The organism is Brumimicrobium salinarum, from assembly GCF_002844555.1.
Taxonomy (GTDB): domain Bacteria; phylum Bacteroidota; class Bacteroidia; order Flavobacteriales_D; family Crocinitomicaceae; genus Brumimicrobium; species Brumimicrobium salinarum.
Genome location: NZ_PJNI01000012.1, coordinates 21,362 through 37,584 on the forward strand (window position 1 = coordinate 21,362; position 16,223 = coordinate 37,584).

Sequence of the window (16,223 nt, forward strand, 5' to 3'; positions counted from 1 at the left end):
CTTTTATTCTACAGTTACAGATTTTGCTAAGTTTCTCGGTTGATCAACATTAGCTCCTCTCATTACCGCTACATGGTAAGAAATCAATTGAAGAGGTATAGTAGCTAATAAAGGAACAAGATGGTCGTCTGTTTCCGGAATTTCAATATAATGGTCTGCCATTCCTTTGACTTGTTCATCGCCTTCTGTAATCACAGCAATGATTTTACCTTTTCTGGCCTTTACCTCTTGGATATTACTTACCACTTTTTCATAGGAAGTGCCTTTTGTTGCAATAACAAATACGGGCATCTCTTCATCAATTAAAGCAATTGGACCATGTTTCATCTCAGCAGCGGGATATCCTTCTGCGTGTATATAAGAGATTTCCTTAAGTTTTAGAGCGCCTTCCAATGCAACGGGAAATGAGATTCCTCTTCCGAGGTAAAGTGCATTGCTCGCATCCTTATAAACTTTAGATATTTCTTCTAATTTCTCATTTTTATCTAAAATTCGACTTACTTTCTCTGGAATAAGGTCTAATTCAGTAATTATTCGTCTAAAGTCAGATTCTTTTAAAGTGCCTTTATTTCTAGCAATTGTCAAAGCCATTAAAGTCAATACAGTTACCTGAGCTGTAAAAGCTTTGGTAGAAGCCACTCCAATTTCTGGGCCTGCGTGGGTGTATGATCCAGCATCTGTTACACGAGAAATTGATGAACCTACAACATTACAAATACCTAATATTGTGGCACCTTTATCTTTTGCTAAATTCAAAGCCGCTAGCGTATCCGCAGTTTCACCAGATTGAGATATTGCAATAACGATATCTTCTTCTGATATAATTGGGTTTCTATAACGAAACTCAGAAGCATATTCAACTTCAACAGGAATTCGAGTCAATTCTTCAAAGAGATACTCTCCTACTAATCCAGCATGCCAAGAAGTACCACAAGCAACCATGATAATACGTTTGGCATTTGCCAATTGTTTCTCATAGTCTTTAATTCCTCCTAGACCTACCCATCCTTTCTCAACATTTAATCGCCCTCTAAAGCAATCGCGAATTGAACGTGGTTGTTCATGGATTTCTTTCAACATAAAATGCTCATATCCACCTTTCTCTATGGCCTCTAACTGTAACTCTAACTCTTGTATATAAGGTGTTTTTTCTTTATTTTGAATACTAAAAATACGTAATCCTGAATCTCTCCCAACAACAGCAATTTCCTCGTCTTCCAAGTAAACTACTTCATTAGTATATTCGATGATTGGCGTTGCATCAGAGGCAAGATAAAAGTCTCCATGTTTACCAATACCCACAACAAGAGGACTTGATTTTCTTGCAGCAATCAATTCATTTGGATTGTCCTTACTCAACACAACTATCGCATAGGCACCAACAACACTATTAAGTGCTATTCTTACCGCTTCTGATGTTTTAACATTCTCATTTTTTTTAATATCATCTATAAGATGTACTAAAACCTCAGTATCAGTTTCACTTTGAAATGTATGTCCCCTAGCAATGAGTTCTTCTTTAATGGCATCATAATTTTCAATAATCCCATTATGAATGAGTGCCATTTCACCATCACTAGAAACATGTGGATGTGCATTAATATCATTTGGCAAACCATGAGTTGCCCAGCGTGTATGTCCAATACCTATTGTTCCTGAGGTATCTTTGCGCTCAGAAAATTTTTCTAGTTCAGATACCTTTCCTTTTCTTTTATAATTGTGAAGTCCATTTTCATTCAACACAGCTATTCCGGCACTGTCATAGCCTCTATACTCTAATCGTTTTAAACCTTTCAAGACAATAGGAAAGGCTTGTTCTTCACCGATATATGCAACAATTCCACACATATTTACTTTTTTTCAGTTAATTAATTATTTAAAGTTCCGTATAAACGATACTTAATTTAGGTTTTGATTTATTTTGTGTATCCACACCATTGAAGACAATTCTTTCTGCTGTGGTATTATATTTTTTTGGAGAAACATATAGTCCATTATTTTGTATTTCTCCTTTTAGGATATTTTGAATGTACGTTCTTAAATCAACAATATAAGACTTACTGAATTCATCATAAATAACTGAAGAAACAATATATTTTCTAGAATCGTCATTAAACAATACTGAACTTACATTAACTTCCGTACTTGGATAAAAGTTACTCCCACCATAATAATCAATCGGCAAATGGAGCTTTGCACTGTGTACAATTATATTTTCTGGTAAATCTTTAATGGATGGGAAGTCAATTTTCGCACGTGTTGAAAACGCTTGTGCATAAAACTCTTCATTTCCTGAAGTCGAATCGTTAATAACTTGTTGCACTCGGGTGCTTGAATAATCTGTAACCACATGGTTGTAATCGGCAGCCCTTCCCGTAACTATAAATTCATATTCTGCTTGTGCACCATTGACGGTGTAATAAACTGTTAATTTAGAATTCGGCCGTGTTGTTGCTAAATATAAAATAGAACCTTCACCTGAAGACATCATTCCGTTATTTACTTTAAAGTGAAGTCCTTTAAACAAGTTTAAAAAGTCTTCATCTGAGCTCGCTCCATCGGCGTAAGTTAACAGTTGTTTTGCAAAGGTTTTATCCAAAGGGATACGTAATTGAGGATCTAGGGTGTCATTTCCTACCACTACTGGTAACTCAACATTTGGGGTGATCAATCCTTCATTATTCACAGTTGGCACAAGGTTTTGGGCAGCGGTTTGCTTTGTTGACGTGCTAACATAATTTGAATCAACATGTAAATCTTCAGTTATTTCGTAAACCTCAAATAATTGTTCATTCAAATTTCCATAATAACCTCCATATTCAAAAGCCATAACAGCAGAGTCGACTACCAAAGAAGCTAAGTCTTCAAAATCTGGGTCAAACCCAGACAAAGTTAGTTGCGTATAAAAATCTGCTGAAACCTCTCCAAAAACAGGATCCATGTAAGACCCTAATAAATTAAATTCAGGATCATTAGAAAAAACGTCGCCTTCTTCAACCGTATATGTAGATATAGAAAATGTATCTACACCATCTGAAGTCATAAGGCTTTCTGTTGGAAGACTTCCTTTACCAACTGGGTTTACTTTCTTTTTACAAGCGCCTAAGCCAATTGTAAAACAAAAAAAGCAGCGAAAAACGTTAATGTTTTCCGCCGACTTTTAATTTTAAATATAATTTTATTCTCTGTCATCATTGAATCAATGCTTCCTCGTCTATTACTTTATCGAAAAACTCACTCATCACTTTGGGTTGTGGTTCTTCTGATTCAAAGTCTAGTTTCATTTTATCTGAACTTTCGAAAGCTGTTTTCAAATCTTCATGAACACTGTTACTTCCCATAACAACTCCATCAGAATACTCCATTGCTGCTTTATTCAGGCTCAGGTAATCTCCAGACTTAATTGAATCTATCACTTTTTCATCAAAACCTTCAAATTTAAGTTTTTCATCGAAACGATCGTTCCAATTATTGTTAAATTCATTATCATATAAAGAATAAACTACCTTGGTGTCTGCAAAATGCGGATCATTTTTGTAAATATCCTTTACATATAAAGGCATAAGAGAGGTCATCCAACCATTACAGTGAATTACATCTGGTTTCCATCCCAATTTTTTAACCGTCTCTAGAACACCACGACAAAAGAACATTGAACGCTCATCATTATCAACGTATTCTTTGTCTTTATCATCAGTAAAAACACCTTTTCGCTTAAAGTACTCCTCATTATCAATGAAGTAAACTTGCATTCTTGCAGTTGGAATTGATGCAACCTTAATAATTAATGGATGATCTGTGTCATCAACAATTAAATTCATTCCCGACAATCGAATTACTTCATGTAACTGATGCCTCCTTTCATTAATCACGCCAAATCGCGGCATAAATACTCTAATTTCTTTCCCACTCTCTTGAACCCCTTGAGGTAATTTACGAGCTGCGGTTGAAACTTCTGAACTTGGTAAAAATGGTTTGATTTCTTGCGAAACAAAAAGGATTCTTTTCTTCTCCATGAAAATTAATTTGGTAAAACGTTTACAAAAATATAAAAAAAAAATCGGATTTTCGTTATAAAAAGATAGTTTTGTTGATTGGCTTTTTTAAAACTATAGAAATATTGATAACATCACACCATATAGCCGATCTCAAAACACATCTTACACAGCTGAAAAACAAAGGCTTAAAGATTGGATTTGTACCCACAATGGGCGCTTTACACGCAGGACACATCTCCTTAGTAGATCGTGCAAAAAAAGACTGTGACACCGTAGTTGTGAGTATTTTTGTTAATCCAACGCAGTTTAACAATGCATCTGACCTAGCATCATATCCTCGGCAAGAAGAAAAAGATATTCAAACATTAAAAGAAAATGGCTGTGATATTGTTTTCCTTCCTAGTGCCGAAGAAATTTATCCTCCAGGTTACGATTCAATAACAATAGATCTTGATCCAATTGAAAACACGATGGAAGGAGCACATCGACCAGGTCATTTCAATGGCGTAGTTAATGTCGTTTCTCGTTTATTTAAAATTATTGGACCGCACATAGCTTATTTTGGACGCAAAGACTTTCAACAAGTTGCAGTTATAAAAGAAATGGTAAAACAACTTCAGTTTGATATAAAGATTGCAACAGTTGAAACAAAACGAGATCCAAATGGTTTAGCTATGAGTAGTAGAAACTTAAGGTTGAGTGAACAGCAGAAGGAAGAAGCAACCATCCTATCTCAGGTGCTGAAAAAAGGAAAATCATGGGCGAACACCTACTCTCCTTACCAAACAAGAGAAAAAATGAAAACTTATTTAAGTGAATCTTCTCTGGAGCTGGAATATCTACAAATTGTTCACCCTGAGGACTTGACAGACCTCAACCAATATTGGGTAGAAGGAGCAACGGCATGTATTGCAGCTTTTTGTGGGGATGTGAGATTAATTGACAACATGGAACTTGTGGAATACACATAAAAATTTAACTTTCAAGGATATGTTTACAGGAATTATTGAGGATTTAGGAACAATTACGAAAATAGAAAAAGAAGGAAGCAATATACATTTTACGCTACAATGTAGCTTTACAAACGAACTCAAAGTCGATCAAAGTTTAGCGCATAATGGTGTATGTTTGACAGTAGTAGATATTAGTGACAATCAATATACAGTTACAGCAATAGCCGAAACGTTAAGTAAAACAGATCTCGCAGATTGGAATGTTGGCAGAAAGGTTAACCTTGAAAGGTGCATGCCTGCTAATGGTAGATTTGACGGCCACATTGTTCAAGGCCATGTAGACACTGTAGGAATCTGCACATCAATAATAGAGAAACAAGGAAGTTGGGTGTTTACCTTTACATACACTTCAGAAGACATCACAGTTGAGAAAGGGTCTATAACGGTAAACGGAGCCAGCTTAACTGTTGTTGACTCAAAAGAGAATGAATTTTCTGTACACATTATTCCCTTCACCTATGAACACACTGTATTTCACCAACTAAAGATAGGTGATAAAGTAAACTTAGAATTTGACATTATAGGTAAATACCTTGCAAAAATGTTAGATAAAAGAAAATGATTATTTAATCCAGTCTTTACGTAATTTGCGTTCCACTTTTTTCATCAACTTCTTCATTACAGCATCCTTAGACCCAACCGTTCCAGTACGTATCAATTCATAATGAACAGGCGCTAGATTACGGTAGAAAGTAAATGTAAATGTAACGTTAGAAGCGCTCTCTCTATACAGCGGGTATAGGTGTCCTGCTTTTATTTCTTCATCAAAATCATTAATCTCTTCCGAAGGTTTAAACCGCTTGTTATATCCACGAATAGATACCAAAAGATAAGTGTCAATACCTTCAGATTTTAATTTTTGAACAGTTGAGTCTGCCTGTAAGATATTCGCAGCTCCACCTTGTTTTATCACGTTAAGAGAAGCTTTGGTATTTATACCATATCGATTAAACAACTCAAGTAAAGCTACTTCCAAAGTATATCGATCCGAGAGGTCATCCTGTTGAGCCACAACTAACACGTTTTCCAAATCTAATTCCTGTTCGTTTTGAGCGGAAACCGATTGAATGATTAAAAAAGTGGATATAATGATTATTAAATACTTCATATTATTGTTATTTATTTTGATTTAGAAAAGTTCTCTTGCAATTTCTTTAACTTCAGAGGAGTCCGACATGGTATAATAATGAATACATGGAACTCCAGCTTCTTTTAACTCTTTAGACTGTTGTATTCCCCATTCAATCCCAAGTTCTCTTACATCCTCATTGCTTTTACACTTTAAAAGTTCATTTGACAATGTATCAGGTAAATCGATATGAAAGAATTTAGGCAAAAAAGGAATATGTCTAAGTTTACTAATGGGTTTTAACCCAGGAATAATAGGAACGTTTATCCCTACCGCTCGACATCGTTTTACAAAATCAAAGTACTTTTGATTATCGAAAAACAATTGTGTTACAATATATTCTGCTCCGCTATCCACTTTTTGCTTGAGGTATTGCAAATCTGTTGCCATATTCATAGCTTCAAAGTGCTTTTCAGGATATCCTGCAGCTCCAATACAAAAATCTGTAGGTTCTAGCTTGATTTCATCTAATGTATAGTTACCTTCATTCATTTGTTGAACTTGTTTTATTAATTCAACAGCGTATTTATGACCATTTTTTGCGGGTCTGAAGGTTGATTCCGTTTTAATTGGATCACCTCTCAAGGCCAAAACATTATCGATACCTAAAAATTGTAAATCAATTAAAGCATTTTCGGTGTCTTCTTTACTAAAACCACCACATATTAAATGAGGCACAGCATCAACATGGTATTTATTCATTATTGCAGCACAAATCCCCACAGTACCCGGCCTTTTTCGTATGGCTACTTTTTCTAACAAGCCCTTATCACGCTCCTTATAAACATACTCTTCGCGGTGGTAAGTCACGTTAACAAACTTTGGTTTAAACTCCATTAAAGGATCAATTCCATTATATATGGACTGAATACTTTTCCCCTTTAAAGGTGGAAGGATTTCGAAAGAAAACAAAGTGTCTTTAGCTTCAGCTATATGATCTACTACCTTCATTTATTGTTTTTTTGAGTTACACAAAGTTAAGAATCACCTTTTAATAAAAGCTTAAAAGATTATAAATCGTTTTTCTTTTTTAGAAGTGCATTTGCTATTTGTAAATCTGTAGGTGTAGTAATCTTAATATTCTCTTCATTTCCAGGTGAAAAATGAATTTGATATCCTAATTCTTCAACCAAACTAGCGTCATCTGTTATTTTAGGGGTATAAGGAAGATCGTAAGCTTTTCTTAAGATGTCGGCATGAAATACCTGAGGCGTTTGTACTTTCCAATATGCATCGCGGTCAATATGTTTATTCTCTTTTGCAGTTCCATATCTAAGCGAATCCTTAATCGGTAAAACGGGGATTGCCGTGAGGTTATGTATCGCACATTTCTTTGCGCTTTCTATGGTTTCAATACTCACCAAAGGTCGAACAGCATCATGAACAAAAATCAAAGCTCCATTTACCAATGCTAATGCTTTTTTTATAGAATGATACCTTTCCTTTCCACCTTCTACAACAAGGTGTTCAATACAAAAATCATACTCGTCACACAACTCTTCCCAATAAGGAATAAATGCTTTTGGGAGTGTGATTATAATTTGGCTATCGGGATTATAATTATAGAATTTCTTAATGGTATGCATAATGATTGGCTGATCATGCAATAATAAAAATTGCTTTGGGATTTCCTCTCCCATTCTCTTCCCTATTCCTCCAGCTGTAATTATTACTGTTGATTTCATTGCACCTACTTTAAAGTAAAAAAGTCACTATTCAATAATGAACAGTGACTTATATATGTTTTTCCAATTCTGATATTGGTAATTTAATCAAATAATAAGCATCGCATCACCATAGGAAAAGAATCTATATTTTTCCTTGATTGCTTCCTTATACGCTTTCAACATCAATTCGTGTCCTAGAAACGCCGAAACCATCATCAATAAAGTAGAAGATGGTGTATGAAAGTTGGTAATCATAGAATCGGCAATACTAAAATCATAAGGTGGGAAAATAAACTTATTGGTCCATCCTTCGTATGGTTTGAGCATTCCATCAGTTGATACTGACGTTTCAATTGTACGCATTGAAGTTGTACCAACAGCACAAACTCTTTTCTTATTTCTCTTTGCTTTGTTTACTTTATCAGCAGCTTTGGCAGTTATAAATGCTTGTTCAGAATCCATTTTGTGCTTTGTGAGGTCCTCTACTTCAACCTCTCTAAATGTTCCAAGACCGACATGTAGGGTGATTTCTGCAAAATCGATACCTTTAAGCTCCAAACGCTTTAAAAGTTGTTTTGAAAAGTGCATGCCCGCCGTTGGTGCTGCAACCGCACCTTCTTCCTTTGCAAATATCGTTTGATAACGCTCAGCATCATCTGGCTCGACTTCTCGATCGATATATTTTGGAAGTGGTGTTTCTCCTAACTCTTCGATTTTATCTTTAAATTCATCGTAAGAACCTTCAAATAAAAATCTTAACGTTCTCCCTCTAGAAGTTGTGTTATCAATAACCTCAGCTACTAAAGATTCATCTTCACCAAAATAAAGCTTATTCCCAATTCTAATCTTTCTCGCTGGATCAACAAGAACATCCCAAAGTAAAGATTCACGATTTAATTCACGTAATAAAAAAACTTCAATCTTCGCACCGGTTTTTTCTTTATTCCCGTACAATCTAGCTGGAAAAACCTTGGTGTTATTCCTCACCATCACATCACCTTCATCAAAGTAATTTATGATATCTTTAAACTGTTCATGTTTAATCTCTCCAGTTTCACGGTTTACTACCATTAATCTGGATTCGTCCCTATTTTCCATAGGGTGTTTTGCGATGAGTTCTTCGGGTAATTCGAAATCGAACTCTGAAAGTTTCATTTTATTCAAATCTGCGTCTTTTTTAAAGGGATACAAAGATAATAAATATATCTGTGAATTTCATCAAAGTAAGCGGTAAACATATTTAACGAAAGGAAAGTCCTGAGTTTATTGGATATTTCTAGGTTTTCAAAAACAGATGATTAAACAAACTAAAGTAAGTTGAATGCAAATTTTTTAATCGAATACAATACTAAAAAGCAAAAACGCAGATTTATACCCAGTAAAGTTTTTTCTTTAACCAATAGTCATAAAAACGAATTCATTCGCCATTAAGTTTATATTTCAATATTGATAAGTATATTTAACAATTAACTGAAGGGATTTTACCGTTTAATTCGAACAGCAGCTTTTATAATCACTTCCTGACCTACAATTTCTTCAATCTTATCTTTTACAAGATCAATATCAGTGTTTTCGATTTCATTGTCCACAAGCACATCCAAAGAAATCACCATTGGTTTTGTTTCTTCCAAAACAACGTTTTCCAATTTCATATTGTTAATTTCGGTGGTGTTCAAAGAGCGTATAATATTATTTTCTTGAACAACCTTAAAGAAACCATAGCCAAGTGGAATACTGATTGAAAAAACAACAATTAAAGAAATCAAAAGCCCTTTCTTAGCTAACCTGAATGGACTATATCCTGTCATTAAAAATGTAAAAGATGCTGCTAATATCATTCCTGTCAAGTTGGTAATCAATAGCAAAAAAGCACCAAAAAACACCTCAAAATTTAGCCAAGCCAATCCAATTCCCGAGACTGCTAATGGAGGCACAAGCGCAACCGCAATAGCTACCCCAGCCAAAGTTTTAGCAATTTCCTCTTTAGAAAAAGCATACGCTCCTGCGGCTCCAGAAACAACAGCAATTCCTAAATCAATGATGTTCGGTTTTATTCGAGAGGTAATCTCGGGATTTATCTGTGTAATAGGTGTTATTATAGTAAAAATTATTGCAAACAAATACCCTACACCAACCCCTACAAGAATGGTAATAAAGCTGTTTTTTATTAACCTTTGGTCTTGTCGCAAAACCCCCATCGACAATGAAATAATTGGAGACATCAGCGGGGCCAAAATCATCGCTCCTATTATGACAGGTGAAGAATTCGCAAAGACCCCAAGAGTTGCTAAAATAACAGATAGCATCATTAAAACAACGTAGTTCTGACTCGGTCGTGCATTCTCTCTCAACTGTTTAAACAAGCCTTTGTATTCATCTGATGAGGCATGGGTGATAAAAGGTAAATTTTTACGCACCATTTCTTTCCTAGACTCTCCACGAGGTAGATTTTTTGTATGAAAGGCTTTTGAACTACTCGCATCCTTTGACTCTGCCTCATAAGTGATAGATTCACTCGGAATTTGTTTAAGGTTTCCAACAAATTTAAAATTCAACTCCTTAGTTTCTACCCATCTGCCATCAATATCACACTTAAAAGACTGTGTAGAAGTAATTGATACATTTTCAGTTTTTAAATGACTTAAAAAATCAAATTTCTTATTCGTTTGTCCCGATCCTAAAAGCAATTTCACCAAATAAGCACGTATAAGCTGTAAAACACTTCTAGGCGCAAAAATAAATGTATGAAAAAGACGCTCACTCGAAAGTTTGGTGGAAGTAAAAACACGGGACACAACTGAATTGTGAGCATATTGAACAATTAAGACATCTGTTGCTGCTGTATCAATTGCATTTTTATCTTCAGCTTTTATGGTTAATGGAAAAGCTTTAATATTGACTAATCTTTTTAAATATCTAAAAAAGCGATACAGTTTATGAAAAAAGTTTTTCTTGTTAGATTTTTTAGTTAAGAATGTGACAATTTCACCGATCACCACATGATTCAATACGATTTCATCATTACACGCTAACAGACCAGTATCCACACGTCTTTTGCTGTTCAGCAAATCCTCTAGAGCTGTTTGTGTATCTTTGGGAACCTGATATCCGGATCGAGTTTCTGCAGCATCTGGATGAGGCAAAAAACCAACTGCACATTCTTTTTCCGAAAGTAGTGGCAAGACTTGTTTAACCTGTTGATCCTTTAGATATAAAAAAACACGAGTTTTATCTTCGATCTCTGCTAAAGCAGCATCGGTATAATCTAAAACAAGATCGACCTGTTCTTTAATAAACACTTTTGTCTTTTCACTCTCTTGGTCAAGAACACCAACATCTGCGAGTAAAATTGTCTTAGGAATTTCTTCTAATATTGAGTTTTTCATTTACGGTATTTCAGTAACTTCAAATCGATCAATAATCTCCAACCATTCATCTACTGACTTAGCTTCCTGAATGTCAAACTCTCCTGATTTGGTTCTTCTTAGTTTTATCAAGGTCGCCCCAGTATTTAGTGCTTTACCAAAATCATGTGCAATAGAACGAATATAAGTTCCCTTCGAGCAAGAAATTTTAAAATCTACCTCTGGAAATCGAACTGCTTCTATACTAAATGAATGAATAGTTATGGAGTTTGGCTTCATTGTAAGATCGATTCCTTTCCGAGCAGATTCATAGGCACGTTTTCCGTTAACCTTTTTAGCTGAAAAAACGGGTGGTACTTGCTGCTGTTCACCAATAAAAGTTCGGGCAACCTCCCCCAACATTTCTTCAGTAACATGCGTTGTATCAAAGCTTTGATCAAAATCTGTTTCTAAATCAAAACTTGGTGTTGTTTTTCCTAATAAAAAAGTCCCTGTGTAGGTTTTGTCTTCAGAGGTCAATGTCTGACTTATCTTTGTGCTTTTTCCTGTACATATTAACAAAAGTCCAGTTGCAAGTGGATCTAAAGTACCAGCGTGCCCAACCTTAAAACGTTTTATTCCATATTTTTTACTGAGGCGCCATCGTAATTTGTTCACTACATCAAATGATGTCCAATCAAGGGGTTTATCAACCAGAAGCACCTCACCCTTTCTAAAATCGTAATTACTCTTCATTATTTTCGGAAGTCATTGTCCCTTTATCGACTAGTTGATCCTTCTTTTTTAAACCTTGCGGTTTCTTCATTATACTGTAAATAATTACTCCATAACCTATTAAAATAAGAATTGGAGCTACAGTTAAACGAATAGGAGAAAACAATTCATCAGGATTAAATTCATCAAGTGATTCTGCGGCACCTCCAATCATTAAAAGGAATCCAACAACAATTAAAACTACACCTATAATTAAAAAGGTATAATTTGATTTATTGAAGAGGAAACTTTTTGCACTATTTTTATCTTTCATAATCAATGTGTTCTAGTATAAATTATCAAGTCTTTTTCTTAAGTATTTATTGAGTGCAAACCATGTAGACAGTAAACTGATGAGTACGCCAATCAATATAAGTGCACCAAACAAAATTAAAAAGGTTTCTAAATTGTAAGTTGATATAATAATATCCATATATCTTTTTAATGCAAAAAACACGGCCAAGAGCAACGCTACACCAATAATTGCAGATAACAAGCCCTGAATTATAGAGTTAATTAAAAATGGACGGCGAATAAATCCTGATTTGGCACCAACTAATTGCATGGTTTTAATGGTAAAGCGTTTAGAGTATAATGCTAGTCGAATGGTATTATTAATCATCGCAAAAGCAATAATCGTCAACAACACCCCAATTGCTATAAATAAGTATATCCATTGTAAAAAGCCCAAGTTTACTTGAGCAATTCTATTTTCATCATAATTAACCTCCGCAACCTGCTCAGGATAGGCTGCTAAAATATCATGTTTAACCTTGGCAAGCCCTTCCTTATTTACAATTTCACTAACGGGATGAAAAGAAATTGAAGGTGGAAATGGACTTCTATCCCCAAAGATAGCTTTAATCTCATCAGCTTCTTGATCGTTAGATTGAAAAACCTCAAGTGCTCTTTCAGGCGAAACAAACCAAACAGATTTAATTTCATCCCAGGATTTTAACTCTTGTTCAATGAGCTTAATATCAGAATCATTTAATTCTGGATTAAAAAACAAATCAACCTCAATATTTTCTTTTGCTGAATTTTGTGTGTGTTCAAGACCAAAATAAGCGCCCAGAACCAAACCAATCATAAAAAGCACGAGTGATATACCTACAACCACTGATAGATAACCAGATTGGAGTCCTCTTTTACTATATTTTTCTATTTCTTTGGCCATACAGAAGACGAATTTAGTAAGAATTTTTTAATAACTCGTCTTAGCGATACTCAAGATAATTCGGATTATTCAACAAACCAACAACTAAAAACACATAACAATCTGTTTTAAAAGGTATTAACTGATTTATCAACCTATAACACCAATGAAATTCTGAACATGACTTTTCTAAAAATACGATTGATGAATAATGATTTTGTGATAATAAAAAAACACGTTTTGTTTTAAAAGTACCGTTGACCGCTTACATCAATAAAGCTAAGGCGTTGCAACACAATAAAAAACCCAAAACAGATATTGAAATATTAAACAAAAATAAATACCGTGGTAATTAAATTATTTATATATTTGTCTAAATTTTAAAAAAAGAGAGAAATGAAAAAATTAATTTACGGAGTATTTGCATTTGCTGCTATGGGTTTAACCGCATGTGGAGCAAATGATCAAGAAGAGGTAACAAATGAAACGAAAACTGAAGACACAAAAGAAGAAGTTGTTGCTGAAACTTACAATTTAAATAGTGAAGAAAGCGTTCTTAACTGGGAAGGTTCTTGGACAGGTGGTAAAAATGATGGAAAAACACACTACGGAATTGTTTCTATCTCTGAAGGATCTGTTACAAAAGAAGGAGATAACTACAAAGGGTCTTTTACAGTAGATATGAACACAATTGAAGTTCAAGACATTGATGAAGCGAGTGGAAAACCAAAGCTTGAAAAACATTTGAACAGCGAAGATTTTTTCAATACTTCTGAATATGGTACAGTAAACGTAACGTTAAATGAGATAGTAGACAACAAAGCATCTATTACAATTGACTACCATGGTGTAGAAATGAATGAAACATTCCCAGTAGAGGTGAATACTTCTGGGGATAACATGTCAATCTCTGGGGAGTTTGGTGTTGACTTCGAAAAAGCAAACATGAGTGGAATGCAAGTTAACCCAGAAAAACCAGAAGATGGAAAGGTTTCTTCTATGATTAACTTTGAACTTGAAGCTGAATTATCGAAATAATTCATTTTAAAAAGATTATATTGCAAGGACGATATCTGTTTTTAGATGTCGTCCTTTTTTTATATCATGGAAACAAAGAATATCATATTAGATCTTGGAGGTGTAATCCTTAACATCGATTACAACAAAACGATTGAAGCCTTTAAAAAACTCGGAATTAAAAACTTTCAAGAACTATACACACAAGCTCAACAAAGTGAAGTTTTTGATGCATTTGAGAAAGGCTTAATTTCAGCAGATGAATTCTTAGACTTTCTTAAAAACATCCTACCTTCAACTGTTGAAAGAAATCAGATTATCGATGCTTGGAATATGATGCTGTTGGATCTTCCGAAAGAACGCCTTACTTTTCTCACTACATTAAAGCAGAACTATAATCTTGTTCTATTAAGTAACACTAATACAATCCATTTAGACCATTTCGCAAAAGAATTAAAAGCTAAACATCAGATAGATTCATTGGATTCTTTTTTTAAAAAGACTTATTTTAGTTGCAACATGGGGATGCGAAAACCTGATCAAGAAATATTTAAAGAAGTATGTAAAGACTCTAACTTTAATCCTTCAGAAACGATTTTCATTGATGATTCTATTCAACATGTGGAAGGAGCAAAAGAAGCAGGCATAAAAGCCCACCACCTCAACACAGAAGATCTTGATATTATTCAGTTATTAAACTCGCTCTTGGCATAACTCAACCAAGGTGCCTTCAGTTGATTTAGGATGAAGAAAAGCAATTAACTTATTATCCGCACCATTTTTGGGAGATTGTTGAATAAGAGCAAAGCCCAAATCTTTTAATCGTTTAATCTCTATTTCAATATCAGAAACATCATAAGCTATATGGTGCATTCCCACTCCTCTTTTTTCAATGAATTTTGCTATTGGACTATTAGGATTTGTGGCTTCAAGTAATTCAATTTTGCTATCACCAACTTTAAAAAAAGCTGTTTTTACACCTTCAGAGGCAACCTCCTCTACTTTATAACATTTAGAGTTGAGCAACTTTTCATACGTTTGGATTGCCTCATCCATGTTACGAACCGCTATTCCGATATGTTCAATTTTATTCATCCTTTATTAAAAAAAAATCCTGCTCAATAAATGAACAGGATACATATTTATACATTAAGAAGAGTATTAAGATTTAATAAACTTCTCGTTTTTGTTATCAAAATTAATGTAATAGGCACCCTTACGTAAATTCTCACAGTTCACTTTATCAGAGTAACCTTTCTTTACAATATTACCATAAGCATCGTAAATCTCATATTTGGTTTCTGACGGCTCTCCATTAGCAGTGAATTTAATCACTGACTTTACCTTTGTTGGTGACATTTCAACTGCAGGAACGGTAGATTCAAAAGTTTTTTCTGGTGATTTTCTTTTCGTTCCTGAATGATCTTTTTGAACAACTCTTACCTTGTTCTCACCATGGTGTGGTGTAATTTTGTAGCTGTAAGTATTTGGACCTTCTTCTCCAGTTCCATCAACCTCTCCTGCGCTCACCCACTTACTCCAACGATACTGTTCTACTACATAAGGCAATTCACCTTGTTCTCCAGTAGTCACCCATTCAATAGACCCATCTTTATCAACAGTCATACTTGTAACTTCGAATGTAGAACGCGGCAAAAGAACTTCTGGATTAAGTATTTTAGGAACACATCCATTTCCGTGTTCGATAACAATGAAAACTTCTTCACCAATATCGACATTAAACAATGAAAAGTCTATTTCAAATGCACTTCTCCCCACACCTCCTGGCATGATATTATTGTTAACGGTGACCTTAGTAACACAAAATCCAAATCCATCTTCAGAAGCAGGGTTTTGCACGTATAGGTTCTTTCCTTGATAGCTCCCCTCGATTGACAAATCAGCTTTAGCGTGAAAAACTGCAAAGAGTGTAACGATCGAAATAAGTAATGCTCTCATTTAATTAGTTGTATGATAGTTTTCGAGTACAATATTAATAGGATTTTATTAAAAAAGCAATTTGTTCGCTTCTTTTTTTCTCCGAACATATAAATTTGGTCTTTTAACTAAAAAAAAGCAACGACAAATATCAGAAGATGTGAATTTTATTACTAAATTAGTTTTT

The 16,223-nt window shown here is 34.5% G+C and carries 17 protein-coding genes; 4 read left to right on the forward strand and 13 right to left on the reverse strand.

Annotation, left to right across the window (positions count from 1 at the left end; genetic code table 11):
* Positions 1–3: 3 nt before the first annotated feature.
* From glmS to CW751_RS10980, 3 genes are read right to left on the reverse strand one after another with little or no spacing between them, the layout of a single operon-like run.
* Positions 4–1,848 (reverse strand): glutamine--fructose-6-phosphate transaminase (isomerizing), encoded by a 1,845-nt coding sequence (gene glmS / locus CW751_RS10970; RefSeq protein ID WP_101335081.1) that lies wholly within the window; start codon positions 1,846–1,848, stop codon positions 4–6.
* A gap of 28 nt (positions 1,849–1,876) precedes the next feature.
* On the reverse strand, positions 1,877–3,145 hold the full coding sequence (locus CW751_RS10975) for a DUF4270 family protein (RefSeq protein WP_317045814.1): 1,269 nt from the start codon (positions 3,143–3,145) through the stop codon (positions 1,877–1,879).
* Positions 3,146–3,191: 46 nt separating this feature from the next.
* A complete protein-coding gene (locus CW751_RS10980) occupies positions 3,192–4,016 on the reverse strand; it encodes a glycogen/starch synthase (RefSeq protein ID WP_101335083.1) in 825 nt (274 codons plus the stop codon).
* Between the two features lie 104 nt (positions 4,017–4,120).
* On the opposite strand from CW751_RS10980, the gene panC reads away from it, so the two are divergent.
* The gene (panC, locus tag CW751_RS10985; protein ID WP_205677825.1) at positions 4,121–4,969 is read left to right on the forward strand and encodes a pantoate--beta-alanine ligase; all 849 of its coding nucleotides are present in this window, start codon (positions 4,121–4,123) and stop codon (positions 4,967–4,969) included.
* A 19-nt stretch (positions 4,970–4,988) separates the two neighbouring features.
* Positions 4,989–5,573, forward strand: a complete 585-nt coding sequence (locus tag CW751_RS10990; protein ID WP_101335144.1) for a riboflavin synthase — start codon at positions 4,989–4,991, stop codon at positions 5,571–5,573.
* Here the strand turns inward: CW751_RS10990 and CW751_RS10995 are convergent, their stop codons facing one another.
* The 8 genes from CW751_RS10995 to CW751_RS11030 all read right to left on the reverse strand — a co-directional run bounded on the left by CW751_RS10995 (position 5,574) and on the right by CW751_RS11030 (position 13,102).
* Positions 5,574–6,119 (reverse strand): hypothetical protein, encoded by a 546-nt coding sequence (locus CW751_RS10995; RefSeq protein WP_101335084.1) that lies wholly within the window; start codon positions 6,117–6,119, stop codon positions 5,574–5,576.
* Positions 6,120–6,140: 21 nt separating this feature from the next.
* The gene (gene metF, locus CW751_RS11000; RefSeq protein WP_101335085.1) at positions 6,141–7,091 is read right to left on the reverse strand and encodes a methylenetetrahydrofolate reductase [NAD(P)H]; all 951 of its coding nucleotides are present in this window, start codon (positions 7,089–7,091) and stop codon (positions 6,141–6,143) included.
* Positions 7,092–7,150: 59 nt separating this feature from the next.
* The gene (locus tag CW751_RS11005) at positions 7,151–7,825 is read right to left on the reverse strand and encodes a 2-C-methyl-D-erythritol 4-phosphate cytidylyltransferase (protein ID WP_101335086.1); all 675 of its coding nucleotides are present in this window, start codon (positions 7,823–7,825) and stop codon (positions 7,151–7,153) included.
* Positions 7,826–7,912: 87 nt separating this feature from the next.
* The gene (gene queA / locus CW751_RS11010) at positions 7,913–8,962 is read right to left on the reverse strand and encodes a tRNA preQ1(34) S-adenosylmethionine ribosyltransferase-isomerase QueA (RefSeq protein ID WP_101335087.1); all 1,050 of its coding nucleotides are present in this window, start codon (positions 8,960–8,962) and stop codon (positions 7,913–7,915) included.
* A gap of 326 nt (positions 8,963–9,288) precedes the next feature.
* On the reverse strand, positions 9,289–11,193 hold the full coding sequence (locus tag CW751_RS11015; RefSeq protein ID WP_101335088.1) for a TIGR00341 family protein: 1,905 nt from the start codon (positions 11,191–11,193) through the stop codon (positions 9,289–9,291).
* Entirely contained in the window at positions 11,194–11,907 is a 714-nt protein-coding gene (gene truB, locus CW751_RS11020; protein ID WP_101335089.1) for a tRNA pseudouridine(55) synthase TruB, read from the reverse strand.
* On the reverse strand, positions 11,897–12,199 hold the full coding sequence (locus tag CW751_RS11025; protein ID WP_101335090.1) for a DUF3098 domain-containing protein: 303 nt from the start codon (positions 12,197–12,199) through the stop codon (positions 11,897–11,899). The genes truB and CW751_RS11025 overlap by 11 nt, the downstream gene beginning before the upstream one ends.
* Before the next feature lie 12 nt (positions 12,200–12,211).
* Positions 12,212–13,102, reverse strand: a complete 891-nt coding sequence (locus CW751_RS11030) for a cell division protein FtsX (protein WP_101335091.1) — start codon at positions 13,100–13,102, stop codon at positions 12,212–12,214.
* A gap of 375 nt (positions 13,103–13,477) precedes the next feature.
* Between CW751_RS11030 and CW751_RS11035 the strand changes: the two genes are divergently transcribed.
* Both CW751_RS11035 and CW751_RS11040 read left to right on the forward strand, forming a co-directional pair.
* On the forward strand, positions 13,478–14,119 hold the full coding sequence (locus CW751_RS11035) for a YceI family protein (protein ID WP_101335092.1): 642 nt from the start codon (positions 13,478–13,480) through the stop codon (positions 14,117–14,119).
* Between the two features lie 66 nt (positions 14,120–14,185).
* The gene (locus CW751_RS11040) at positions 14,186–14,812 is read left to right on the forward strand and encodes an HAD family hydrolase (protein WP_165779288.1); all 627 of its coding nucleotides are present in this window, start codon (positions 14,186–14,188) and stop codon (positions 14,810–14,812) included.
* Here the strand turns inward: CW751_RS11040 and mce are convergent.
* Both mce and CW751_RS11050 read right to left on the reverse strand, forming a co-directional pair.
* Positions 14,792–15,193: a methylmalonyl-CoA epimerase gene (gene mce, locus CW751_RS11045; RefSeq protein WP_101335094.1), complete on the reverse strand. Its 402-nt coding sequence runs from the start codon at positions 15,191–15,193 to the stop codon at positions 14,792–14,794. The genes CW751_RS11040 and mce overlap by 21 nt on opposite strands.
* Positions 15,194–15,259: 66 nt before the next feature.
* Complete coding sequence (locus CW751_RS11050) at positions 15,260–16,057, reverse strand: T9SS type A sorting domain-containing protein (RefSeq protein WP_101335095.1); 798 nt, start codon at positions 16,055–16,057, stop codon at positions 15,260–15,262.
* Positions 16,058–16,223: the final 166 nt, after the last annotated feature.

Coding starts and splice junctions, on each gene's coding strand:
- glmS (WP_101335081.1), bottom strand. CDS start 1,848: ATGTGTGGAATTGTTGCATATATCGGTGAAGAACAAGCCTTTCCTATT.
- CW751_RS10980 (WP_101335083.1), bottom strand. CDS start 4,016: ATGGAGAAGAAAAGAATCCTTTTTGTTTCGCAAGAAATCAAACCATTT.
- CW751_RS10990 (WP_101335144.1), top strand. CDS start 4,989: ATGTTTACAGGAATTATTGAGGATTTAGGAACAATTACGAAAATAGAA.
- CW751_RS10995 (WP_101335084.1), bottom strand. CDS start 6,119: ATGAAGTATTTAATAATCATTATATCCACTTTTTTAATCATTCAATCG.
- metF (WP_101335085.1), bottom strand. CDS start 7,091: ATGAAGGTAGTAGATCATATAGCTGAAGCTAAAGACACTTTGTTTTCT.
- CW751_RS11005 (WP_101335086.1), bottom strand. CDS start 7,825: ATGAAATCAACAGTAATAATTACAGCTGGAGGAATAGGGAAGAGAATG.
- queA (WP_101335087.1), bottom strand. CDS start 8,962: ATGAAACTTTCAGAGTTCGATTTCGAATTACCCGAAGAACTCATCGCA.
- CW751_RS11015 (WP_101335088.1), bottom strand. CDS start 11,193: ATGAAAAACTCAATATTAGAAGAAATTCCTAAGACAATTTTACTCGCA.
- truB (WP_101335089.1), bottom strand. CDS start 11,907: ATGAAGAGTAATTACGATTTTAGAAAGGGTGAGGTGCTTCTGGTTGAT.
- CW751_RS11025 (WP_101335090.1), bottom strand. CDS start 12,199: ATGAAAGATAAAAATAGTGCAAAAAGTTTCCTCTTCAATAAATCAAAT.
- CW751_RS11030 (WP_101335091.1), bottom strand. CDS start 13,102: ATGGCCAAAGAAATAGAAAAATATAGTAAAAGAGGACTCCAATCTGGT.
- CW751_RS11035 (WP_101335092.1), top strand. CDS start 13,478: ATGAAAAAATTAATTTACGGAGTATTTGCATTTGCTGCTATGGGTTTA.
- CW751_RS11040 (WP_165779288.1), top strand. CDS start 14,186: ATGGAAACAAAGAATATCATATTAGATCTTGGAGGTGTAATCCTTAAC.
- mce (WP_101335094.1), bottom strand. CDS start 15,193: ATGAATAAAATTGAACATATCGGAATAGCGGTTCGTAACATGGATGAG.
- CW751_RS11050 (WP_101335095.1), bottom strand. CDS start 16,057: ATGAGAGCATTACTTATTTCGATCGTTACACTCTTTGCAGTTTTTCAC.